The sequence below is a fragment of the Pantoea sp. Tr-811 genome (assembly GCF_011752535.1).
Classification (GTDB): domain Bacteria; phylum Pseudomonadota; class Gammaproteobacteria; order Pseudomonadales; family Pseudomonadaceae; genus Aquipseudomonas.
Window position 1 is genome coordinate 16,503 of sequence record NZ_VWXJ01000010.1, and the last position, 23,250, is coordinate 39,752.

Annotated in this window: 23 protein-coding genes; 14 read left to right on the forward strand and 9 right to left on the reverse strand. The window is 64.3% G+C overall.

Going from position 1 to position 23,250, the window contains the following annotated elements; all coding sequences use genetic code 11:
• Positions 1–121: 121 nt before the first annotated feature.
• Positions 122–763 (reverse strand): orotate phosphoribosyltransferase, encoded by a 642-nt coding sequence (gene pyrE / locus F3J44_RS16180; RefSeq protein WP_011536401.1) that lies wholly within the window; start codon positions 761–763, stop codon positions 122–124.
• An 80-nt stretch (positions 764–843) separates the two neighbouring features.
• On the opposite strand from pyrE, the gene F3J44_RS16185 reads away from it, so the two are divergent.
• The gene (locus tag F3J44_RS16185) at positions 844–1,623 is read left to right on the forward strand and encodes an exodeoxyribonuclease III (RefSeq protein WP_008091582.1); all 780 of its coding nucleotides are present in this window, start codon (positions 844–846) and stop codon (positions 1,621–1,623) included.
• 105 nt (positions 1,624–1,728) lie between these two features.
• Here the strand turns inward: F3J44_RS16185 and rph are convergent, their stop codons facing one another.
• Positions 1,729–2,451 (reverse strand): ribonuclease PH, encoded by a 723-nt coding sequence (gene rph, locus F3J44_RS16190; RefSeq protein ID WP_167066166.1) that lies wholly within the window; start codon positions 2,449–2,451, stop codon positions 1,729–1,731.
• A gap of 207 nt (positions 2,452–2,658) precedes the next feature.
• On the opposite strand from rph, the gene F3J44_RS16195 reads away from it, so the two are divergent.
• Positions 2,659–3,510, forward strand: a complete 852-nt coding sequence (locus tag F3J44_RS16195; RefSeq protein WP_205299933.1) for a YicC/YloC family endoribonuclease — start codon at positions 2,659–2,661, stop codon at positions 3,508–3,510.
• Between the two features lie 13 nt (positions 3,511–3,523).
• A complete protein-coding gene (gmk, locus tag F3J44_RS16200; protein WP_167274046.1) occupies positions 3,524–4,144 on the forward strand; it encodes a guanylate kinase in 621 nt (206 codons plus the stop codon).
• A 96-nt stretch (positions 4,145–4,240) separates the two neighbouring features.
• Here the strand turns inward: gmk and F3J44_RS16205 are convergent, their stop codons facing one another.
• The 3 genes from F3J44_RS16205 to F3J44_RS16215 all read right to left on the reverse strand — a co-directional run bounded on the left by F3J44_RS16205 (position 4,241) and on the right by F3J44_RS16215 (position 8,040).
• Positions 4,241–5,779, reverse strand: a complete 1,539-nt coding sequence (locus tag F3J44_RS16205; protein WP_167066175.1) for an APC family permease — start codon at positions 5,777–5,779, stop codon at positions 4,241–4,243.
• Positions 5,780–5,897: 118 nt separating this feature from the next.
• Positions 5,898–6,653 carry a gamma-glutamyl-gamma-aminobutyrate hydrolase family protein gene (locus tag F3J44_RS16210; protein ID WP_167274048.1) on the reverse strand — a complete coding sequence of 252 codons (756 nt, stop codon included), beginning with the start codon at positions 6,651–6,653 and terminating at the stop codon, positions 5,898–5,900.
• 4 nt (positions 6,654–6,657) lie between these two features.
• A complete protein-coding gene (locus F3J44_RS16215) occupies positions 6,658–8,040 on the reverse strand; it encodes a glutamine synthetase family protein (RefSeq protein WP_167066181.1) in 1,383 nt (460 codons plus the stop codon).
• A 207-nt stretch (positions 8,041–8,247) separates the two neighbouring features.
• Between F3J44_RS16215 and F3J44_RS16220 the strand changes: the two genes are divergently transcribed.
• The 5 genes from F3J44_RS16220 to F3J44_RS16240 all read left to right on the forward strand — a co-directional run bounded on the left by F3J44_RS16220 (position 8,248) and on the right by F3J44_RS16240 (position 12,997).
• Positions 8,248–9,120: a LysR family transcriptional regulator gene (locus F3J44_RS16220; protein WP_167274051.1), complete on the forward strand. Its 873-nt coding sequence runs from the start codon at positions 8,248–8,250 to the stop codon at positions 9,118–9,120.
• Positions 9,121–9,381: 261 nt separating this feature from the next.
• The gene (rpoZ, locus tag F3J44_RS16225; protein ID WP_016394025.1) at positions 9,382–9,645 is read left to right on the forward strand and encodes a DNA-directed RNA polymerase subunit omega; all 264 of its coding nucleotides are present in this window, start codon (positions 9,382–9,384) and stop codon (positions 9,643–9,645) included.
• A gap of 59 nt (positions 9,646–9,704) precedes the next feature.
• Positions 9,705–11,813: a bifunctional GTP diphosphokinase/guanosine-3',5'-bis pyrophosphate 3'-pyrophosphohydrolase gene (spoT, locus tag F3J44_RS16230; protein WP_167066188.1), complete on the forward strand. Its 2,109-nt coding sequence runs from the start codon at positions 9,705–9,707 to the stop codon at positions 11,811–11,813.
• Between the two features lie 23 nt (positions 11,814–11,836).
• The gene (locus tag F3J44_RS16235) at positions 11,837–12,217 is read left to right on the forward strand and encodes a RidA family protein (protein WP_009684531.1); all 381 of its coding nucleotides are present in this window, start codon (positions 11,837–11,839) and stop codon (positions 12,215–12,217) included.
• Between the two features lie 54 nt (positions 12,218–12,271).
• Positions 12,272–12,997 carry a hypothetical protein gene (locus F3J44_RS16240; RefSeq protein ID WP_167066191.1) on the forward strand — a complete coding sequence of 242 codons (726 nt, stop codon included), beginning with the start codon at positions 12,272–12,274 and terminating at the stop codon, positions 12,995–12,997.
• 153 nt (positions 12,998–13,150) lie between these two features.
• Here F3J44_RS16240 and F3J44_RS16245 read toward each other — a convergent pair whose 3' ends face one another.
• A complete protein-coding gene (locus tag F3J44_RS16245) occupies positions 13,151–14,008 on the reverse strand; it encodes an NAD-dependent epimerase/dehydratase family protein (protein WP_167274054.1) in 858 nt (285 codons plus the stop codon).
• Between the two features lie 191 nt (positions 14,009–14,199).
• Between F3J44_RS16245 and exbB the strand changes: the two genes are divergently transcribed.
• The 6 genes from exbB to F3J44_RS16275 all read left to right on the forward strand — a co-directional run bounded on the left by exbB (position 14,200) and on the right by F3J44_RS16275 (position 20,904).
• A complete protein-coding gene (gene exbB / locus F3J44_RS16250; RefSeq protein ID WP_167274057.1) occupies positions 14,200–15,159 on the forward strand; it encodes a tonB-system energizer ExbB in 960 nt (319 codons plus the stop codon).
• A 3-nt stretch (positions 15,160–15,162) separates the two neighbouring features.
• The gene (gene exbD, locus F3J44_RS16255; RefSeq protein ID WP_167066201.1) at positions 15,163–15,591 is read left to right on the forward strand and encodes a TonB system transport protein ExbD; all 429 of its coding nucleotides are present in this window, start codon (positions 15,163–15,165) and stop codon (positions 15,589–15,591) included.
• 17 nt (positions 15,592–15,608) lie between these two features.
• Positions 15,609–16,319: an energy transducer TonB gene (locus F3J44_RS16260; RefSeq protein WP_205299934.1), complete on the forward strand. Its 711-nt coding sequence runs from the start codon at positions 15,609–15,611 to the stop codon at positions 16,317–16,319.
• Between the two features lie 94 nt (positions 16,320–16,413).
• Positions 16,414–17,340 carry a hydrogen peroxide-inducible genes activator gene (locus F3J44_RS16265; protein WP_054884745.1) on the forward strand — a complete coding sequence of 309 codons (927 nt, stop codon included), beginning with the start codon at positions 16,414–16,416 and terminating at the stop codon, positions 17,338–17,340.
• A gap of 3 nt (positions 17,341–17,343) precedes the next feature.
• Positions 17,344–19,422: an ATP-dependent DNA helicase RecG gene (recG, locus tag F3J44_RS16270; RefSeq protein WP_167274063.1), complete on the forward strand. Its 2,079-nt coding sequence runs from the start codon at positions 17,344–17,346 to the stop codon at positions 19,420–19,422.
• A 78-nt stretch (positions 19,423–19,500) separates the two neighbouring features.
• Positions 19,501–20,904 (forward strand): aminoacyl-tRNA deacylase and HDOD domain-containing protein, encoded by a 1,404-nt coding sequence (locus F3J44_RS16275; RefSeq protein ID WP_167274065.1) that lies wholly within the window; start codon positions 19,501–19,503, stop codon positions 20,902–20,904.
• A 187-nt stretch (positions 20,905–21,091) separates the two neighbouring features.
• Here the strand turns inward: F3J44_RS16275 and F3J44_RS16280 are convergent, their stop codons facing one another.
• From F3J44_RS16280 to F3J44_RS16290, 3 genes are all read right to left on the reverse strand, one after another.
• Entirely contained in the window at positions 21,092–21,466 is a 375-nt protein-coding gene (locus F3J44_RS16280; RefSeq protein WP_167274068.1) for a helicase, read from the reverse strand.
• 143 nt (positions 21,467–21,609) lie between these two features.
• Positions 21,610–21,906 (reverse strand): HU family DNA-binding protein, encoded by a 297-nt coding sequence (locus F3J44_RS16285; RefSeq protein ID WP_152957349.1) that lies wholly within the window; start codon positions 21,904–21,906, stop codon positions 21,610–21,612.
• 187 nt (positions 21,907–22,093) lie between these two features.
• Entirely contained in the window at positions 22,094–23,242 is a 1,149-nt protein-coding gene (locus F3J44_RS16290; protein WP_167274069.1) for an NAD(P)/FAD-dependent oxidoreductase, read from the reverse strand.
• Between the last annotated feature and the right edge of the window lie 8 nt (positions 23,243–23,250).

The following is a 23,250-nucleotide window of genomic DNA, read 5'->3' on the forward strand; positions in this document are numbered from 1 at the left end:
GTTCACCCGCACCGGCCTCTTCGCGGGGCAAGCCCGCTCCTGCAAGCGAAGAGGCCGGACCAGGCGACACAAAAAAAGGCGACCTTCCAGGAAGGTCGCCTTTTTCATTACCAGGCCAGGATCAGATACCGTACTGCGCCCGGTAGGCCTCAACAGCCGGCAAGTGCTGCTTGAGCTGCGGGTCGTCCGCCAGGAACTCCAGTACCTGGGTCAGCGAAACGATGCTGACCACCGGAATACCGAAGTCACGCTCCACTTCCTGGATGGCCGACAACTCGCCGTTGCCGCGCTCTTCGCGGTTCAGCGCGATCAGCACGCCTGCGGCCTTGGCCTGCTGGGCATTGATGATCTGCATGACCTCACGGATGGCAGTGCCGGCGGTGATCACGTCGTCGATGATCAGCACGTCACCTGCCAGCGGCGCGCCTACCAGGCTGCCGCCTTCGCCGTGGTCCTTGGCTTCCTTGCGGTTGAAGCACCAAGGCACGTCGAGCTGGTGCTGCTCGGCCAGGGCCACGGCCGTGGCCGCCGCCAGGGGGATGCCCTTGTAGGCCGGGCCGAACAGCACGTCGAACGGGATCTTGCTGTCGACGATGGCTGCGGCGTAGCAGCGGCCCAGCTGGGCCAGGGCGGAACCGGTGTTGAACAGGCCGGCATTGAAGAAATACGGGCTGGTACGCCCCGATTTCAGGGTGAATTCACCGAAGCGCAGCACGCCGCGATCGATGGCAAAACGGATGAAGTCGCGCTGATACGGCTGCATGTAAGGTCCCGGACACCACGGATTTAGCTAAATGGGTTGAGCTCGGGTATCATACACGCACGAGATTTTTGGGGCCATTTATGCGGATCATCAGTGTGAACGTGAATGGCATTCAGGCTGCGGCCGAGCGTGGTTTGCTCAGCTGGCTGCAAGCCCAGAATGCCGACGTCATCTGCCTTCAGGATACCCGCGCCTCGGCCTTTGAACTCGACGACCCAGCTTTCCAGCTCGATGGCTATTTCCTTTATGCCTGCGACGCAGAGGTGCCCGCCCAAGGTGGCGTAGCACTTTACTCGCGCATGCAGCCCAAGGCAGTCATCACCGGCCTGGGCTTCGAGACAGCCGACCGCTACGGGCGTTATCTGCAAGCAGATTTCGACAAAGTGAGTATTGCCAGCCTGTTGCTGCCTTCGGGCATGAACGGTGACGAAGACTTGAACCAGAAATTCAAGTTGATGGACGACTTCGCCAAGTATTTGGACAAGCAGCGCCGCAAGCGCCGCGAGTACATCTATTGCGGCTCGTTCTACGTGGCGCAGCAGAAGCTCGACATCAAGAACTGGCGTGACAGCCAGCAGTCGCCGGGCTTCCTGCCGCCTGAGCGCGCCTGGATGGATGCGATCACCGGCGACATGGGCTATGTCGATGCCTTGCGCGAAGTCAGCCGTGAAGGCGACCAGTACAGCTGGTGGCCGGACAACGAACAGGCCGAGATGCTCAACCTGGGCTACCGGTTCGACTACCAGATCCTCACCCCGGGCCTGCGCCGCTTCGTGCGCAACGCTCGGCTGCCGCGTCAGCCGCGCTTCTCCCAGCATGCGCCGTTGATTGTCGACTACGACTGGACGTTGACCATCTAAGTACGGTGGGGCCGCTTTGCGGCCCATCGCGAGCTGTGCTCGCTCCTACGCAGGCCATGCCATGTAGGAGCGAGCGCAGCTCGCGATGAAACCGTGTGCAATCACTCAGTCAGCCAGGGCGGCGTTCTGCAGCTCGAAGATCTCGCCCATGCCTTTCTGCGCCAGCGCCAGCATGGCATTGAAGTCTTCAGGCTGGAATGGCGCGCCTTCGGCGGTGCCCTGCACCTCGATGAAACCACCGGCGCTGGTCATCACCACGTTCAGGTCGGTTTCGGCAGCCGAGTCTTCCAGGTAGTCCAGGTCGAGCACCGCTTCGCCCTGGTACATGCCTACCGACACTGCGGCAATCATGTGCTTGAGCGGGTTGCCGGCCTTCAAGCCACCGCGCTTCTTGATCACTGCCAGGGCGTCGCACAGGGCAACCATGGCACCGGTGATGGACGCGGTGCGGGTGCCGCCATCGGCCTGGATCACGTCGCAGTCGACGTACAGGGTGATGTCGCCCAGCTTGCTCATGTCCAGCGCGGCGCGCAGCGAGCGGCCGATCAGGCGCTGGATTTCCAGGGTGCGGCCACCCTGCTTGCCACGGCTGGCTTCGCGCTGGTTACGCTCACCAGTGGAGCGCGGCAGCATGCCGTATTCGGCGGTCAGCCAGCCTTGGCCCTGGCCTTTGAGGAACCGTGGCACGCCATTTTCGACACTGACCGTGCAGATGACCTTGGTGTCACCGAACTCGACCAGTACCGACCCTTCGGCGTGCTTGGTGTAGTTGCGGGTGATGCGGATCGAGCGGAGCTGATCGGCGGCGCGACCACTTGGACGTTTCATCTGGGATACCTGTACTGGGACTTTGAATCTGACCGCCATTATAGGGCCCGTCGCCCGGCGAGAACACGCCTATCGTCGCGCCCCCGGCAGCCTGTCGCCTTTTCCCCTGGGTGAATGCCCGCTCTGTAACATGGGCGCCACGGGCGCACTGCGCTACAATCCCGCGCCTCAACTCATTTACGCGAGGTACTCCCCATGGTGCACAGCATGACCGCTTTTGCTCGTGTCGAGCGCGCCGGCAGTCAAGGCACCCTGGTCTGGGAGCTGCGCTCGGTCAACCACCGCTACCTGGAGCCGCACCTGCGCCTGCCCGACGCCCTGCGCGACCTCGAAGGCGCGGTGCGCGAGGGCCTGCGCCAGGGGTTGTCGCGGGGCAAGGTCGAATGCACCTTGCGTCTGCACGAAGACAGCAGCGGCAAGCCGCTGAAGGTTGACCGCGAGCGCGCCACGCAGTTGGTTGCCGCCGCCGAAGAGGTGGCCGGGCTGATCAAGCAGCCGGCTGCGCTCAACCCGCTGGAAGTGCTGTCCTGGCCGGGCGTGCTGGTGGCCGATGCCAGCGACCCGCAAGCCCTGAATGCCGAAGCCGTGGCACTGTTCGACGAAGCCCTGGCCGAACTCAAGGCCGGGCGCCTGCGCGAAGGCCAGGAACTGGCGCGGCTGATCAACGAGCGGCTGGACAGCATGGCCAGCGAGGTCACCACCTTGCGCGCCCTGGTGCCGCAGATGCTCGCCGGCCAACGGCAGAAGATCCTCGACCGCTTCGGCGACTTGAAGGCCGAGCTCGACCCGCAGCGCCTGGAGCAGGAAATGGTGCTGCTGGCGCAGAAAAGCGACGTTGCCGAAGAGCTCGACCGCCTCAGCACCCACGTCACCGAGGTGCGCCGGGTGCTCAAGTCTGGCGGTGCTGCAGGCCGGCGCCTGGATTTCCTGATGCAGGAACTGAACCGCGAAGCCAACACCCTGGGCTCCAAGGCCTTCGACCCACGCAGTACGCAAGCGGCGGTCAACCTGAAGGTGCTGATCGAACAGATGCGTGAACAAGTACAGAACATCGAGTAAGGCCAACCCGACCATGAACCACAGCAGCGGCACCCTCTATATCGTTTCGGCACCTTCGGGTGCCGGCAAGACCAGCCTGGTCACCGCCCTGATCAAGGCCGACCCGCGCGTCAGCGTCTCGGTCTCGCACACCACCCGCGCCATGCGCCCGGGCGAGCAGCACGGCGTGAACTACCACTTCGTCAGCCATGACGACTTCAAGGCGCTGATCGGCAAAGGTGATTTCCTTGAACATGCCGAAGTGTTCGGCAACTTCTACGGCACCTCGCGCAGCGCCTTGCAGGAAGTGCTCGACCAGGGCAACGACCTGATTCTGGAAATCGACTGGCAGGGCGCCCAGCAGGTACGCAAGCTGATGCCCGAGGCGCGCTCGGTGTTCATCCTGCCGCCAAGCCAGCAGGCCCTGCGCGAGCGCCTGGACGGCCGTGGCCAGGACAGCGAGGAGATCATTGCCGGGCGCATGCAGGAAGCGGTCAGCGAGATGGAGCACTACAACGAGTATGAGTACGTCATCATCAATGACGACTTCGCCGTGGCGCTGGAGGAATTGAAGGCGGTGTTCGTGGCCAACCGGTTACTGCTGGGCAAGCAGCAGCAGCGTTACAGTGGGCTGCTGAAAGAGTTGCTGGCCTGATAGGGCCCTATCGCGACCTTCGGTCGCTCCTACGGGGATGCGGTCCCTGGTAGGAGCGACCAAAGGTCGCGATGGGCTGCAAGGCAGCCCCTTGCATCAGTCCTGCAACGGCAAGCTAGCCTGCTGGCGCAAAGTGGCCCCCAGGAAGTAAGCCGGCGCGCGCATCCGCGAAATCATCATCAGCACGATCCCCAGTGCCGAAATGATCGCCGCAATCACGAACACCAACCCCAACCCCGCCACATGCGAGCCGCTGCCAAAGTCTGGCGAAGCGCTGTCGATGGCCGTGCGCACGAAGATCACCGACAGGATCACCCCACCCACCAGCGGGCACAGGCCACGCATGAAGAAGTGGCGCAGGCTGCCGAACAGGCTGCCTCGGAAGTACCAAACACACGCGAACGCCGTCAGCGAATAGTAGAAGCAGATCATCATGCCCAAGGCGGTGATGGTGTCAGCCAGCACGTTCTCGCTCAGGGTCCGCATGGTCACGTAGAACACCCCTGCCGCCACGCCAGCGCAAATGGTCGCGTAGCGCGGTGTTTGCGAACGCGGGCAAACGCTGGCGAACTTCTGCGGCACCGCCCCGTAATACCCCATGGCCAGCAGCGTGCGCGCCGGCGACACGAAGGTCGACTGCAGCGACGCAGCGGTGCTGGCCAGCACCGCAATCGACATCAGGATCGCCAGCGGCCCCATCACCGGCCCCGCCAGGTGGGCGAACACGTTTTCCTGGATGCGCGGGTTGTTCAGGCCAAGGCCGTGCTCACTGATGCCGGCGAACTGCAGGGTGGCGATGGCGGTGACCAGGTACAGGCCAAGAATCAGCAACACCGTCCAGGTGGCCGCCTTGCCCGGCACCTCATCGCTGCCAATCGACTCCTCGCTGACGGTCAGGCACACGTCCCACCCCCAGAAGATGAAGATCGACAGCGAAAGGCCAGCGGCAAAGGCCGAGAACGACTCGACCCCAAACGGGTTGAACCAGGCAAAATCGAATTCCAGCGGCGGTGGCGCGGTGGTGCCGCCGAAGGCGGCGAAGGCAAAGCCCAGCAGCACCATCAACTGCAGCGCCACCAGGCCGTACTGCACGGTCATGGTGGTGGCCATGCCCCGGCAGCAGATCCACACCGCCAGGGCGATGAACACGCAACAGGTGGTGATGTTCACCAACAGGTTGTCGGCCAGGGCCGCCAGCGCATGCTGGCCGGTGATCTGGCTGAGGAACAGGTAGAAGAAGTCGACAGCCACACCGGCCAGGTTGGACAGCACGATGGTGGTGGCGACCACCAGCCCCCAACCGCCGATCCAGCCGATCATCGGGCCGAATGCGCGGGCCGACCAGGTAAACGAGGTGCCGCTGTCCGGCTCGGCGGAGTTCAGCTCACGGTAGCCCAGGGCAACCAGCAGCATTGGCAGGAAGCCGACGATGAACACGGCGGGAAGGTGGGCGCCAACCTCACGCACGGTCGGGCCAAGGGCGCCGGTCAGGGTATAGACCGGGGCGATGGTGGAAATGCCCAGCACCACGCTGGCCAGCAGGCCAAGCCGGCCCTTGGCCAGGCCTTTGCTGCGCTGGGTGCTGCCCGAGTCGGCCACATCGGGTGGGCGGCCGGCTTCTGTGTAATTGCTCATGAGTTTATGCCGTAACTATTGGAATTGTTTTCACAGGCCCTGTTCCCAAGACCTGCTTCCACTCATTGAAAGCGCGCTGCCGGGGGTGCGTCATCCCGGACTTTTGCCTGACTTGCGGTCAGGCCTCCCGTGCAGCATGGGCAATGCAGGCCTCGCGAAACGCCTGGAAGAGGCTCCGCGAGACCGGGTTTTCGGCGAAACGCCATTCCGGGTGCCACTGCACGCCAAGCACAAAGCCCGGCGCATCCGGCATCGACACCGCTTCGATCAGGCCATCCGGGGCCCGTGCCTCGGCCCGCAGGCCCGGGGCCAGGCGGTCGATGCCCTGGCTGTGCAGCGAGTTGACCTGAAACTGCGCAGGCAGGCCCAGGCGCTCGAACAGCCCGCCAGGGGCAACGCTCACTGCATGGCGCGGGCCATACTGCACCTCCAGGGGGGCATCCTCCGGCTCGCGGTGGTCCAGGTAGCCGGGCAGCTCCTGCACCCGCTGGTGCAGGCTGCCGCCCAGGGCCACGTTCAGTTCCTGGAAGCCCCGGCAAATGCACAACACCGGCACGCCGGCAGCGATGGCCGCCTGCAGCAAGGGCAGGGTCAGGCGGTCACGCGCCAGGTCATGGCGGGTGCCTTCGGCGCTGGCGGCGCCATTGTAATGATGCGGCTCGACATTTGAAGGCGAGCCGGTAAAAACAATGCCGTCGAGATGGGCCAGCAGCGCCTGCGGGTCGCTGCCACCGTCACGGGCCGGCAGGATCAACGGCAACCCGGCGAAGCCGGCGGCCTCCACATACTTGTCGCCCACCGTGTGCGACGAGTTCTTCCCCACCTGCTGGCGGCAGGCGCTGACACCGATCAAGGGGACCGCAGTTGCGCTCATGGGCTTACACCGTGTGCAGGTACCAGTTGTACTCAAGGTCGGAAATCGACACTTCGAACTCGGCCAGCTCGCTTTCCTTGCAGGCCACGAAGATATCGATGTAGTCCGGGCTGATGTATTGGTTGAGGACTTCGCTGTCATCCAGCGCGCGCAGGGCATCGCGCAGGTTGTTCGGCAGGCTTTGCTCCAGTTGTTCGTAGGAGTTGCCTTCGATCGGCGCACCGGGTTCGAGCTTGTGGGTCAGGCCGTGGTGAATGCCGGCCAGGATCGCCGCCAGCATCAGGTACGGGTTGGCGTCGGCACCGGCCACGCGGTGCTCGATGCGCACGTTGTCGCTGCTGTCGGTGGGCACGCGCACGGCCACGGTACGGTTGTCCAGGCCCCAGCTCGGCGCGTTCGGCACGTAGAATTGCGCGCCGAAGCGGCGGTAGGAGTTGATGTTCGGGCAGAGGAAGGCCATCGACGCCGGCATGGTTTCCAGCACGCCACCGATGGCGTGGCGCAGGGCATCGCTTTGCAGCGGCTCGTCGTGGGCGAAGATGTTCTTGCCGGTTTTCTTGTCCAGCAACGAAATGTGCACGTGCAGGCCGTTGCCGGCCTGGCCCGGGTAGGGCTTGGCCATGAACGTGGTGTCCATTTCATGGTCGTAGGCGACGTTCTTGATCAACCGCTTGAGCAGGATCGCGTAGTCGCAGGCCTTCAGCGGGTCGGCCACATGGTGCAGGTTCACTTCGAACTGCGCCGGGGCGCTTTCCTTGACGATGGCATCGGCCGGCAGGCCTTGTTCCTTGGCCGCTTCGAGCATGTCCTGCAGGCAGTCGGCATATTCGTCGAGGTCGTCGATCAGGTACACCTGGGTCGACTGCGGGCGCTTGCCCGAAATCGGCGAGCGCGGCGGCTGCGGGCGGCCGTTGAGGTTGTCCTGGTCGATCAGGTAGAACTCAAGCTCGAACGCGGCGCAGATATCCAGGCCCAGGGCGTCGAACTTGCTCACCACCTGGCGCAGCACTTCGCGTGGGTCGGCGAAGAACGGCTGGCCGTCGAGCTCGTGCATGGTCATCAGCAGTTGCGCGGTCGGGCGCTTTTGCCACGGCTCGTCGCACAAGGTGCCAGCGATCGGGTAGCAGATACGGTCGGCGTCGCCGATGTCCAGGCCCAAGCCTGTGCTTTCCACGGTGGAACCGTTGATGTCCAGGGCGAACAGTGACGCCGGCAGGTTGATACCCTTCTCGTACACCTTGTGCAGGCTGGCCCGCTCGATGCGCTTGCCGCGTACCACGCCGTTCATGTCGGAAATCAGCAGGTCGACGTACTGCGTGTCCGGATGGGCCTGAAGGAAGTCATTCATCTCGCTGGAAGTACTGGCGCACGGGGTGACCGACGTCATGGCTTACATCCTATGATTTGCTGCGGCGATGTGGGGGGATACGGCTGGCGCCTCACGGGCGACGATGGTTGCAGCTGTTGTTCTTTTCACTTTCCCATCGTGGGGATTGGTTACCCGACCGGGCGCATTGATTCCCGGGGGCCGTTTCACTATAAAATGGCCCTGACGCAACAGACATTGGCAATTCGGCAAGCAGAGCGTGCACCAATGCAATATCAGATTACCCACGCCGACCTCTCCCTGGTGCTGGCACTGGAGCGCGGTCGCTCATTGGCCAAGGCCGCCGAACTGCTCAAGGTCGACGTTTCGACCGTGTTCCGTTCGATTCGCCGGCTCGAATCGGCGCTTGGCACCGCGCTGTTCGTCAAAAGCCGCAAGGGCTACCTGCCAACCGACACCGCCCAGGCCCTGGCCGAGCAGGCCGAGCGCGCCGAACAAGCACTGGAAGCGGCGCGCATCGCCATGACCAGTGGCGAAACGGTGGTCAGCGGCACCGTGCGCCTGACCTGCACCGAGGCGGTGATGCACAGCCTGCTGCTGCCGGCGCTGGCGGCGTTCATGCCCAACTACCCGGCACTGTCGCTGGAGATGGGCACCTCCAATACCTTCGCCAACCTCAGCCGGCGCGATGCCGACATCGCCCTGCGCCTGACCAACACGCCACCGGAGCACCTGGTGGGCCGCTGCCTGGGTTCCACCTCCTATGTGATCTGCGGCCAGCCACAGTGGCGCGAGCGCCTGGATGCCGCGGCCGGCAGCGTGCCGTGGATCGCCCCGGACGATTCGATGCAGGACCACCCCACGGTGGTCTGGCGCAACCAGCAGTACCCCGGGCTGAGCCCACGCTACCAGTGCAGCAGCATGTCGACCATCGCCCAGCTGGTGAGCACCGGGCTGGGGGTGGCGGCGTTGCCGGACTACATGGTCGATGCATTGCCCGGCGTGGATGCCCTGAGCGGGCCGCTGCCGGGCTGCGATACTCAGCTGTGGCTGCTGACCCGGCCCGATTGCCGGGCATTGCGTTCGGTGCAGACCTTGTTCGAGGAACTTACGCCGCGGTTGCGGGATGCAATGCTCTGAGGTTATCGTCGGGATCATGCAGCGGGGGTGTCTGTTCCGGCCCTTTCGCGGGCAAGCCCGCTCCCACAGGGTGAGCGGCGCCGGTGAGAAATACTTCGTACCTGTGGGAGCAGGCTTGCCCGCGAAGAGGCAGACACAAGGCTCGAAGGCGACCACCCGACAAAACAGCGCTTCCCTATTGGCTGGTGATTTTTTAAACTATCGAGTCCGCCTGCCCAATATTGGGCTGCACGCCTACCGCATTTGCTACTGAGGAAGACCATGGCCCGCGTAACTGTTGAAGACTGCCTGGAACACGTGGATAACCGTTTTGAGCTGGTCATGCTCTCGACCAAGCGCGCCCGTCAGCTGGCTACCGGCGGCAAAGAGCCGCGCGTAGCGTGGGAAAACGACAAACCGACCGTGGTCGCCCTGCGCGAAATCGCCGAAGGTATCGTCACCCCTGAGTTCATCGCCGCCGAAGAGATCGTCACCGAGGATCCGGTCTTCGCCGCGTTCGAGGACGAGTCCAACGAGGCTGTCTGATCGATGCCCTGTCGACGTCGCGCGGCACAAGGCCCTCTTCCTCGGCAAGAGGTGAAACCATGCCGGGCATAGAAGCCTTAGCCGAACGGCTGTCGACCTACCTGGGGCCCGAACAGGTCAACCTGGTTCGCCGCGCCTATTTCTACGCCGAACAGGCACACGATGGGCAGCGCCGCCGCAGCGGCGAGCCCTACGTGACTCACCCGCTGGCCGTGGCCAGCATCCTCGCCGACATGCACATGGACCATCAGAGCCTGATGGCGGCCATGCTGCACGACGTGATCGAAGACACCGGCATCGCCAAGGAAGCCCTCAGCCAGCAATTTGGCGAGACCGTGGCCGAGCTGGTCGATGGGGTCAGCAAGCTGACCCAGATGAACTTCGAAACCAAGGCCGAGGCGCAGGCCGAAAACTTCCAGAAGATGGCCATGGCCATGGCCCGCGACATCCGCGTGATCCTGGTCAAGCTGGCCGACCGCCTGCACAACATGCGCACCCTGGAAGTGCTGTCTGGCGAAAAGCGCCGGCGCATCGCCAAGGAAACCCTCGAAATCTACGCCCCCATCGCCAACCGCCTGGGGATGCACACCGTGCGCGTGGAATTCGAGGACCTCGGCTTCAAGGCCATGCACCCCATGCGCTCGTCGCTGATTCACCGGGCGGTGAAAAGCGCACGTGGCAACCGCAAGGAAATCGTCGCCAAGATCGAACACTCGCTGGCCAACTGCCTGGCCGCCGACGGCATCGAGGGCGAGGTCAGCGGCCGGCAGAAACACCTCTATGGCATCTACAAGAAGATGCGCGGCAAACGCCGCGCCTTCAACGAGATCATGGACGTGTATGCGTTTCGCATCATCGTCGACAAGGTCGACACCTGCTACCGCGTGCTGGGCGCCGTGCACAACCTGTACAAGCCACTGCCCGGGCGCTTCAAGGACTACATCGCGATCCCCAAGGCCAACGGCTACCAGTCGTTGCACACCACGCTGTTCGGCATGCACGGCGTGCCCATCGAAATCCAGATCCGCACCCGCGAGATGGAAGAGATGGCCAACAACGGCATCGCCGCGCACTGGCTGTACAAGTCCAACGAGGACGAGCAGCCCAAGGGCAGCCACGCCCGTGCACGGCAGTGGGTCAAGGGCATCCTTGAGCTTCAGCAGCGGGCCGGCAACTCGCTGGAATTCATCGAAAGCGTGAAAATCGACCTGTTCCCGGACGAGGTCTACGTGTTCACGCCCAAGGGCCGGATCATGGAGCTGCCCAAAGGCTCCACCGCCGTCGACTTCGCCTACGCGGTGCACACCGACGTTGGCAACAGCTGCATTGCCTGCCGCATCAACCGCCGCCTGGCGCCGCTTTCCGAGCCGCTGCAAAGTGGCTCGACCGTGGAAATCGTCAGCGCGCCAGGCGCCCGGCCGAACCCGGCCTGGCTCAATTTCGTGGTGACCGGCAAGGCCCGCACACACATCCGCCATGCCCTCAAGCAGCAGCGCCGCTCCGAGTCGATCAGCCTCGGCGAGCGCCTGCTGAACAAGGTGCTCACCGGGTTCGACAGCAGCCTGGAGAAAATCCCCCAGGAGCGTATCCAGGGCATTCTGGCCGAGTACCGCCTGGAGCTGATCGAGGACTTGCTCGAAGACATCGGCCTGGGTAACCGCATGGCCTACGTGGTCGCCCGCCGCTTGCTGTCTGCCGAAGGCGAACAGCTGCCGGCGCCGGAAGGCCCGCTGGCGATCCGCGGCACCGAAGGCCTGGTGCTGAGCTACGCCAAATGCTGCACGCCGATTCCAGGTGACCCGATCGTCGGCCACCTGTCGGCCGGCAAGGGCATGGTCGTGCACCTGGAAAACTGCCGCAACATCAGTGAAATCCGGCATAACCCGGAGAAGTGCGTACAGCTCTCCTGGGCCAAGGACATCGCCGGCGAGTTCAATGTAGAGTTGCGCGTGGAACTGGAACACCAGCGTGGCCTGATCGCCCTGCTGGCCAGCAGCGTCAACGCTGCCGACGGCAACATCGAGAAGATCAGCATGGACGAACGCGACGGCCGTATCAGCGTGGTCCAACTGGTGGTCAGCGTGCACGACCGCGTGCACCTGGCGCGTGTGATCAAGAAGCTGCGTACCCTGACCGGTGTGGTTCGCATCACCCGCATGCGTACGTAGTCCGCCAACCGCAAGGAGTCATCATGAGCAAGACCGTCATCAACAGCGACAAGGCCCCTGCCGCTATCGGCACCTACTCTCAGGCGATCAAGGCCGGCAACACCGTGTACATGTCGGGCCAGATTCCACTGGACCCAAAGACCATGGAACTGGTCGAAGGCTTCGAGGCCCAGACCGTGCAGGTGTTCGAAAACCTCAAGGCCGTGGCTGAAGCCGCTGGCGGTTCGTTCAAGGACATCGTCAAGCTGAACATCTTCCTCACCGACCTGAGCCACTTCGCCAAGGTCAACGAAGTGATGGGCCGCTACTTCGAACAGCCTTACCCAGCCCGCGCCGCCATCGGCGTTGCTGCGCTGCCAAAAGGCGCCCAGGTCGAAATGGACGCCATCCTGGTCATCGAGTGATGCCCTTGGTGACGGGCGCCCTGCCCGTCACCCTCCTCTGCAAGGTTTACCCGTATGCGTCAAGCACTGCCCCTCGCGCTGGCAGCCCTGCTTCTGAGCGGCTGCGCCAGCCACAAACCCGAAGATTTCAACGGCACCTGGATCAACCAGGACGCAATCAAGGCCGCGGTCAAAGGCGACAGCCTGCGCCAGGCCCTGAACGATCATGGCCCGGTTTTCGAGTGGAAGCTCGATGTGGGCAGCCAGCAGGCCAGCTACAGCAATGGCTTCGAAGCGGCCGACGGCCAGCTCAGCGCCAACGACAAGCAATGGCAGGCCAGCTTCCCAGGCGGCCAGACTGAACAACTGGCGCTCGATGGCGATGAGCTTGAAGCCACCGACCAGCAAGGTGCCAAGCAGACCTTCGTGCGCGCCAAGCAGCCGGGCAACACGCCACTGGGCGGCAGCTTCGAAAAAGCGCTGTACCAGGCCTACCTGGGCGGCGACTGGAAGATCCTCGAAGGCCAGGGCAAAGGCGGCGTGGTGCGCTTTGCCGACAACGGCGGCATCACCGGCCTGCCCGGCCCGGACCGCTACGCCCTGTGCCTGGCCGGCGACTGCGCCAGCATGGGCGGCAGTAACGACAGCCTGTGGCTGGAGCGCAACCAGCGCGGCGCGCCGTTCATCTTCAAGCGCGATGGCGACAAGCTGACCATCTTCCAGGCCGTGAATACCGCCCAGCCGGACGAGATTCCGCAACTGGTTGCCGGTGCCCAGCAGTGGGTGCTGGAGAAGGACTGAAGAAGTCCCCGTTTTCACCCGTTGACGGTGGACCCGGTAGGAGCGAGCACAGCTCGCGATGGGCTGCAAAGCAGCCCCGGCATCATGTGCAGCGAAGCTGAGGCCATGGGGCCGCTGCGCGCCCCATCGCGAGCTACGCTCGCTCCTACCAGGTCAGCGCGCTCCCTTCAGGATGGCCGCATAGCCTTCCTTGTAGCTCGGATACACCGGCGCCCAGCCAAGCGCCTTGGCCCGGGCATTGCTGCAGCGCTTGCTGCCGGTGCGGCGCACGCGCTGTTCATCGGACCACTCGGTGACCCCCATGTACGCCCGCAGCCAGGCCACCACATCCGCCAATGGCGCCGGGTCGTCGTCGACACCGATGTAGCAGTCCTCCAGCGCCACACCCTCGGCATCGGCTTGCAGCAGGAACGCGATCAGGCTGGCGGCATCTTCGGCGTGGATACGGTTGCCGTACAGCGGTGGCGCCTCGGCAACCCGATAGCCCTGGCGCACCTGGCCCAGCAGCCACTCGCGGCCAGGCCCGTAGATACCGGTCAGGCGGATCACGCTCGCCGGCAGGCCACTGGCCAGGGCCAGGCCTTCGGCTTCGAGCATGACCCGGCCGGAATAGCCCTCCGGCGCGGTGGCAGCGGTTTCATCGATCCACTCCCCATCCTTTTGCGCGAACACGCTGCTGCTGGAAACGAACAACAGGCGGCGCGGGCGCTGGCCACGCTCGGCCAACCACTCCAGCACATGGCGCAAACCGTCTACATAGGCCGCCTGGTAACCGCCTTCATCGTGCTGGCTGGCGGCAACGCAGTACACCAAATAGTCCGGTGAGCGCTGCGGCCACGCCTGTGGCATGGCCGGGTCGGCCAGGTCGGCCGCGACGCGCACAACACCCTCGGGCAGTGCGGTCACCGTACGACGCAGGCCACTAATTTGCCATCCTTTAGCCATCAATTGCTGGGCCAAACGGCCGCCTACATCACCACACCCTACGATCATTGCGGAAAGGTCTGACATCACAAAACTCCCTAGACCAAAGGATCAGGCTAGCCGGACTACACGATAGGCGGCTACACCTAAACCGAAAAAAGCAACAAGATTACTTTTGTTAACAAGAATTACTTGCAATAATGGCACCCCTATCTGTTCTCGGCCGATCTCGAGGCCTTGGAGAACGCTCACTTTTTTCTTCATCAGGTCCGGCCAGCATGACACGTACTCAACCTTCCGCTTCGCCAAACCCGTCGCGCGCCTGGCGCGCCATCGCCGCGCTGATGTTCAGCCTGGTGCTGGCCCCAGTGGCCATGGCCGATGAGCCTAATGCCAATGCCGCCGCCACCCCGGCTGCCGCAACGGCCCCGGCCACTCCGGCACCCGCTGCCGAAGGCCAGGCCGCCACCCCGGTGGATGCACCTGCCGCAGCCGACCCGGCCATTCAGGAACTGGTTGAAGACACCTCGCTGGGCATGGCCCACGACCTGTCCCCATGGGGCATGTACAAGAATGCCGACATCGTCGTGAAAATCGTGATGATCGGCCTGGCCATCGCCTCGATCATCACCTGGACCATCTGGATCGCCAAGGGCTTCGAGCTGCTGGGCGCCAAGCGTCGCCTGCGTGGCGAAATCGCCGCACTGAAGAAATCGGTGAGCCTCAAGGAAGCCAGCGAAGTCTCCAACAAGGAAGGCACCCTGGCCCACACCCTGGTCCATGATGCCCTCGAAGAGATGCGCCTGTCGGCCAATGCCCGCGAGAAAGAAGGCATCAAGGAGCGCGTGAGCTTCCGCCTGGAGCGCCTGGTAGCCGCCAGCGGCCGCACCATGAGCAACGGCACCGGCGTGCTGGCCACCATCGGTTCCACCGCACCGTTCGTCGGCCTGTTCGGCACCGTGTGGGGCATCATGAACAGCTTCATCGGCATCGCCAAGACCCAGACCACCAACCTGGCCGTGGTTGCCCCAGGCATCGCCGAAGCCCTGCTGGCCACCGCCCTGGGCCTGGTCGCAGCGATTCCGGCCGTGGTCATCTACAACGTCTTCGCCCGCTCCATCGCCGGCTACAAGGCACAGGTGTCCGACGCCTCCGCCCAGGTACTGCTGCTGGTCAGCCGTGACCTGGACCACCAAGGCGGCGAGCGCGCTGCCCCGCACATGGTGAAAGTGGGGTAAGCCATGGGCCTGCATCTCAACGAAGGTGGCGATGACCTCGCCGAGAACCACGAAATCAACGTTACGCCGTTCATCGACGTAATGCTGGTGCTGCTGATCATCTTCATGGTCGCAGCCCCCCTGGCCACGGTCGACATCAAGGTCGACCTGCCGGCCTCGACCGCCAAGCCGGCGCCGAGGCCCGAGAAACCGGTGTTCGTCAGCGTCAAGGCCGACCAGAAGCTGTACGTCGGCGACGATCAGGTAGCCGCACCCGACCAGCTTGGCCCGATGCTCGACGCCAAGACCAAGGGTGACAAGGAAACCACCATCTTCTTCCAGGCCGACAAGGGCGTGGATTACGGTGACCTGATGGAAGTGATGAACACCATGCGCGCGGCCGGCTACCTCAAGGTCGGTCTGGTAGGTCTCGAGACGGCAGCCAAGAAATGACGAAAACGCGCTCAAACATGGCGCGCTACGGTGGCAGCCTGGCGATCGTGCTGGGCGTGCACGTGGTCGCCGTGCTGCTGACGCTCAACTGGTCGGTGCCCCAGGCCATCGAGCTGCCCCCGGCAGCCATGATGGTCGAGCTGGCACCGCTGCCGGAGCCCGCGCCACCGCCTCCACCGAAGGCCGCCCCACAGCCGCCGGCCGTGGTCGAAGAACCGCCGCTGCCAAAGCTGGCCGAGGCGCCGAAACCGAAAATCGCCATCGCCAAGCCAAAGCCCAAGCCCAAACCTCAGCCACCCAAGCCTGAGAAGAAGCCTGAGCCGCCGAAGGACGAGCCACCGGCCAAGGAACAGGTCGTCGACACGCCACCGAGCAACACGCCACCACAGAAGTCAGCGGCACCGACGCCAAGCATCGCGTCCAACAGCCAGGCGCTGCCAACCTGGCAGAGCGACCTGCTGCGCCACCTGGCCAAGTACAAGCGTTACCCGGAAGACGCGCGCCGTCGCGGCCTGCAGGGCATCAACCGCCTGCGTTTCGTGGTCGACGCCGAAGGCAAGGTGGTGTCGTACGCCATGGCGGGCGGCTCTGGTAGCGCGGCCCTGGACCGTGCCACCCTGGAGATGATCCGCCGGGCCGGCACCGTACCGAAACCGCCTGCCGAGTTGTTGACCAATGGCACGATCGAAGTGGTAGCGCCGTTCGTCTACTCCCTGGACCGTCGCTGAGACTTTTGTTTCTGTCACAAATCGGCAAGTCTGATAACGTGCGTCTATCGATTGCAGCCGCTATGCTGGGCCCGCAACTTCATGGACGCACGTTATGACCCTCACCGAACTACGCTACATCGTCACACTCGCCCAGGAGCAGCACTTCGGCCATGCGGCCGAGCGCTGCCACGTCAGCCAGCCGACCCTGTCGGTCGGTGTGAAGAAGCTTGAGGACGAGCTTGGCGTACTGATTTTCGAGCGCAGCAAAAGCGCGGTGCGCCTGACCCCGGTCGGCGAGAGCATCGTCGCCCAGGCGCAAAAGGTGCTGGAGCAGGCCCAGGGCATCCGCGAACTGGCCCAGGCTGGCAAGAACCAGCTCACCGCCCCGCTCAAGGTCGGTGCCATCTATACCGTCGGCCCCTACCTGTTCCCACACCTGATTCCCCAGCTGCACCGGGTCGCCCCGCAGATGCCGCTGTATATCGAAGAAAACTTCACCCACGTGCTGCGCGAAAAACTGCGTAACGGCGAACTGGACGCGGTGATCATCGCCCTGCCGTTCAACGAGGCCGACGTGCTGACCCTGCCGCTGTACGACGAGCCCTTCTGCGCGCTGATGCCCGCCGACCACCCGTGGACGGCGAAGAAAACCATCGACACCGCCATGCTGAACGACAAGAGCCTGCTGCTGCTGGGCGAGGGCCACTGCTTCCGCGACCAGGTGCTGGAAGCCTGCCCAACGCTGAACAAGGGTGGCGAAGGCTCCAAGCACACCACGGTCGAGTCCAGCTCGCTGGAAACCATCCGCCACATGGTCGCATCGGGCCTTGGCGTGTCGATCCTGCCGCTGTCGGCGGTACACAGCCACCATTACGCACCGGGGGTCATCGAAGTGCGTCCGCTTACTCCTCCGGCGCCGTTTCGCACCGTTGCCATCGCCTGGCGTGCCAGCTTCCCGCGGCCAAAGGCAATCGAGATCCTTGCCGACTCGATCCGCCTCTGCTCGGTAGCCAAGCCGCCCGTGGAACAACCGGCCTGATCCATGGCTGAGCTGTCGAAGGTCTCGGTCACCGCGCTCAAGGGCGTAGGCGATGCCATGGCGGAAAAGCTCGCCAAGGTGGGCCTGGAGAACCTGCAGGATGTGCTGTTCCACCTGCCCCTGCGCTATCAGGACCGCACCCGGGTAGTGCCCATCGGCCAACTGCGCCCCGGGCAGGACGCGGTGATCGAAGGGGTGGTCAGCGGCGCCGACGTGACCATGGGCAAGCGCCGCAGCCTCGTGGTGCGCCTGGGTGACGGCACCGGCGTGCTGAGCCTGCGCTTCTACCATTTCAGCAACGCGCAAAAGGAAGGCCTGAAACGCGGCACGCACCTGCGTTGCTACGGCGAAGCCCGCCCTGGCGCTTCGGGCCTGGAGATCTACCACCCCGAATACCGCGCGCTGAACGGCGACGAGCCGCCCCCCCCGGTGGAGCAGACCCTGACGCCGATCTACCCGTCCACCGAAGGCCTCACCCAACAGCGCCTGCGCCTGCTGTGCCAGCAGAGCCTGGGCATGCTCGGCCCACGCAGCCTGCCTGATTGGCTGCCCGACGAGCTGGCCCGCGACTATCATTTGGCGCCGCTGGACGATGCCATTCGCTACCTGCACAACCCGCCAGCCGACGCCGACCTCGACGAACTCGCAGAAGGCCAGCACTGGGCCCAGCACCGCCTGGCCTTCGAGGAGCTGCTGACCCATCAGCTGTCCCAGCAACGCCTGCGCGAAAGCTTGCGCAGCCTGCGCGCGCCCGTGCTGCCCAAGGCCCAGCGCCTGCAAACCCAATACCTGGCCAACCTGGGCTTCAAGCCCACCGGCGCGCAGCAGCGGGTGGCCAGCGAAATCGCCTACGACCTGAGCCAGCACGAACCGATGCTGCGCCTGGTGCAGGGCGATGTCGGCGCCGGCAAGACCGTGGTCGCCGCCCTGGCAGCGCTGCAGGCCCTGGAAGCCGGCTACCAGGTGGCGCTGATGGCGCCCACTGAAATCCTGGCCGAACAGCACTACATCACCTTCAAGCGCTGGCTGGAGCCACTGGGCATCGAAGTCGCCTGGCTGGCCGGCAAGCTCAAGGGCAAGGCCCGCGCCAGCGCCCTGGAACAAATCGCCGGTGGCGCGCCCATGGTGGTCGGCACCCACGCCTTGTTCCAGGAGGAGGTGCAATTCAAGCACCTGGCCCTGGCGATCATCGACGAGCAGCACCGTTTCGGCGTGCAGCAACGCCTGGCCTTGCGCAAGAAAGGCGTGGCCGGCGAACTGTGCCCGCACCAGCTGATCATGACCGCCACGCCTATTCCGCGCACCCTGGCCATGAGCGCCTACGCCGACCTCGACACCTCTGTGCTCGACGAGCTGCCGCCCGGCCGTACCCCGGTAAACACCGTGCTGGTCGCCGACAGCCGCCGTTTCGAAGTGGTCGAGCGGGTACGCGCCGCCTGCGCCGAGGGGCGCCAGGCCTACTGGGTGTGCACGCTGATCGAAGAATCCGAAGAACTCACCTGCCAGGCTGCCGAAAGCACCTTCGAGGAGCTGGGCAGCGCCCTGGGTGAGCTGCGCGTGGGCCTGATTCACGGGCGCATGAAGCCTGCGGAAAAAGCCGCGGTCATGGCCGAGTTCAAGCAAGGCGACCTGCAGTTGCTGGTGGCCACCACGGTCATCGAGGTGGGCGTGGACGTGCCCAACGCCAGCCTGATGATTATCGAGAACCCCGAGCGCCTGGGCCTGGCCCAGCTGCACCAGTTGCGTGGCCGCGTGGGCCGGGGCAGCGCGGCGAGCCATTGCGTGCTGCTGTACCACCCGCCGCTGTCGCAGATCGGCCGCGAGCGCCTGGGCATCATGCGCGAAACCAACGACGGCTTCATCATCGCCGAGAAAGACCTGGAACTGCGCGGCCCCGGCGAAATGCTCGGCACCCGCCAGACCGGCCTGCTGCAATTCAAGGTCGCCGACCTGATGCGCGATGCCGACCTGCTGCCGGCCGTGCGCGATGCGGCCCAGGCGCTGCTGGCCCGCTGGCCCGAACATGTCAGCCCACTGCTCGACCGCTGGCTGCGCCACGGCCAGCAATATGGCCAGGTGTGACACCTGTCCCAGAATGGATCCAGCTTTGCCAACAGGCTGGTTATACTTTGCCTTCAAAAGAATTTGTGGATACAGACCATGACTGAAGTTGCCCTTGACACCGCAACCCCACACGCACCGTCTGTCATCCGGCTGTTGCTCGAAAAACTGCACGTGGCCTTTGAAGAGGTGGCGGAACACCCAGAGCTGCCAGCCGCCTCGCGGGTACAGGCGATTCTCCTCGATGACGAGGTCGGTGCCCTGCTGGTGCTGTTCCCACAGAGCAAGCTGCTGGACCTGGCCCGCCTCGAAGAACTGACCGGGCGCAAGCTCACGGCCGTGCCGGTGCCGCGCCTCAGGCAGATGCTCGACAAGCACCAGCTCAAGGCCCTGCCGGCCATTCCGGCGCTGACCAGTTCACCCTGTCTGTACGAAGGCAAGCTGCTCGACGCCGAGTACCTGCTGGTGCAGTCCGGCGAGGCTGGCCTGCTGCTGAAGATTCACCGTGACGACTTCAAGCGCATGCTCGCCAAGGCCAGCGCCGGCAACTTCGGCATCCCTGTGCGCGATATCCGCCCCAACCTCGACCGGCCGGACGACGACCCCAAGGAAATTACCCAGGCGGTGCAGGCCTTTACCGCCCGGCGTATCCAGAAGCGCCTTGAGGAAACCATCGAGATCCCGCCACTGGCCGACACCGCGCAGAAAATCATCAAGCTGCGGGTAGACCCTAACGCCAGCATCGACGACATCACCGGCGTGGTCGAAACCGACCCGGCCCTGGCCGCCCAGGTGGTCAGCTGGGCGGCCTCGCCCTACTACGCCTCGCCCGGCAAGATCCGCTCGGTGGAAGACGCCATCGTCCGCGTGCTGGGCTTCGACCTGGTGATCAACCTGGCCCTGGGCCTGGCCTTGGGCAAGACCCTGAGCCTGCCCAAGGACCACCCGCAACAGGCCACGCCGTACTGGCAGCAGTCGATCTACACCGCTGCCATCATCGAAGGCCTGACCCGCGCCATGCCGCGTGCCGAGCGCCCTGAGGCCGGCCTGACCTACCTGGCCGGGCTGTTGCACAACTTTGGCTACCTGCTGCTGGCGCATGTGTTCCCGCCGCACTTCTCGCTGATCTGCCGCCACCTGGAGGTCAACCCGCACCTGAGCCACACCTATGTGGAGCAGCACCTGCTGGGCATCAGCCGGGAGCAGATCGGCGCCTGGCTGATGAAGCTGTGGGACATGCCGGAGGAGCTGTCCACCGCACTGCGCTTCCAGCATGACCCGGCGTATGACGGCGACCTGTCGGCATTCCCCAACCTGGTGTGCCTGGCCACACGCCTGCTGCGCTCCAAGGGCATCGGCTCCGGGCCGCAGGAAGCCATTCCGGACGAGTTGCTGGAGCGGCTGGGAATCACTCGGGACAAGGCCGAGGACGTGGTGAACAAGGTGCTCGAAGCCGAGGCCTTGCTGCGCGACCTGGCCACCCAGCTAAACGCACCGCACTAAGGAAGCGGCCCCGCGCTCCTATCGAACAAACCCTATCCCCTTTTGTGGGAGCGGCCTTGTGTCGCGAAAGGGCTGCACAGCAGCCCCGGCAATGGTGAGGCAGACTCAAGATCCTGGGGCCGCGCTGCGGCCCTTTCGCGACACAAGGCCGCTCCCACAAAGGCACCGTTCCCTGCACGCGTGAAGGCTAGGCTTTCTTCTTGGGTTTCAGGTACTTCATCAAGCCCTGGAACCACATCACCAGCGCCGGGTTACCCTTGATCTGGATGCTCTTGTCCTGAATCCCCTGCATGAACGCCAACTGCTTGTTGGCCGCCTGCATCGTCGCAAAGCCGTAGGCTGCATCCTTGAAGGCAATCGCGAAGGCCGGCTGTGGGTGGCTGCCGCCCTTGCTGCTGATACGCTCGCCGCTGACGATGAAGTGCCGTGCGACCTTGCCGTCCAGGGTCTGCATCTGGAACACCAGGTCCTTGTCCTTGAGCTGCTGCTGGAATGCCGGGTTGTTGCGGCTGGCCCTGGCCATCAACAGCCCCATGGCCCAAAGAAGAAAGCGAAACTTCATCAACGCGCCTCGAATGAAAAATGACTGAAGCGCGCAGTTTATCCTTTTCCTGAACTATTTATGCAAGATCGCAACATTTTGCCTGCAGAAAGCATAACGGGCGCCGCAGGGCGCCCGTTTGGCTGACACTGGAGGTCAAGCGATCACTTTTTCTTGGCGGGCTTGGCCGGGGCGTTGACGCTGTCGCGCAGGTTCTTGCCGGGCTTGAAGGCAACGGTATTGCTGGCCTTGATCTTCACGGGCTCGCCCGTTTGCGGGTTCTTGCCGGTGCGGGCACCACGGTGGCGTTTTTCAAAGGTGCCGAAGCCGACCAGGGTAACCGTGTCCTTGTCCAGGGCACCGGTGATGCTGTCGAGAATCGCATTGAGCACCAGGTTGGCCTTTTCCTTGGTCAGGTCGGCCTTTTCAGCAATGACGGCGGCGAGTTCTGGTTTACGCATAGTGAAGCCTCTTTGACGGGATTTCTTGTTGTTATGCCGTGCTGCCATTGAGGCAGCGCTCAAGGCACCGCAGGCTCTAATCTGCGGCAGACGGAACTGAGAATGGCACGCTCACCGGGGCCGCGCCAGTATCTGGGCGGCCATTGTAGGGGCAACAACAGGATAAATCCGACAGAACGCCCGTTATTCAGGCCATCAGGGCAGGTAACTGGCGGTTCAGGGCGAGTTTTTCCATCACCGCGCTGCCGGTCAGGGCGTAGCCAAGCAACTGGCCGTCGGCGGCATGGCAGAGCACCTTGAGGTCACCACCCTGCCCTTCGACTTGCCACGTACCGTCACGGCCCTGGGGCGGTGGCGAAACCACCAGTGGGCAGGCTGGGGTTTTCACGGTGATCGGCATTGGCCCGTAGCTGACGGCGGTCGGGTTGCCGGCCAGGGTCTGGGCGAGGGCCCGGGCGCAGGCCATCAGCGGCATCACGTAGAGCAGGTTGATGCCGTCGACCTCGGCGCAGTCGCCCAGGGCGAAGATGTTGCCGTGCGAGGTGCGCAACTGGCGGTCGACCACCACGCCCCGGTTGGTTTGCAGGCCGGCGGCAGCCGCCAGGTCGGTGCGCGGGCGCAGGCCGATGGCCGATACCACCAGGTCGCAGGCGATCACCTGGCCATCGGACAGGTGCGCCTCAAGGCCTTCCCCTGCCCGGTTCAAACGCGCCAGCACCGGGCCCAGGTGAAAACGCACGCCCAGGCCTTCAAGGCCGGCCTGCACGGCGCGGGCAGCCGCCGGGTGCAGCAGGGTTGGCATCACCTGCTCGCAGGGCGCCACCACATCGACCTGGAAACCGCCCAGGTGCATGTCATTGGCAAATTCGCAGCCGATCAGGCCAGCGCCAAGAATCAGCACGCGCTGCTTGCCCGCGGCGGCGGCGCGAAAGCGGGCGTAGTCTTCAAGGTCGTTGATCGGGAATACCAGGCCGGCGCCATCACCCTCGATAGGCACCTGCACGGTCTGTGCGCCCCAGGCCAGTACCAGGTCGCGGTACTCGACCGCTTCCTCACCAATCCACAGGCGCTTGTGGCCCGGGTCGATGCCGCTGATACGGGTGTGGGTGCGCACCTCGGCCTTGAGTTGCTCGGCCATGGCGCCGGGTTCGGCCATGCACAGGCCGTCGGCGTCCTTTTGCTTGGCAAAGCCGGTGGAGAGCATCGGCTTGGAGTACGAGCGGCCGTCATCGGCGGTAATCAGCAGCAGCGGGGTGTCGCCATCGAGCTTGCGGAACTCGCGGGCCAGGTTGTAGCCGGCAAGGCCGGTACCGATGATTACCACGGGGGACGTCATGTCGTGCT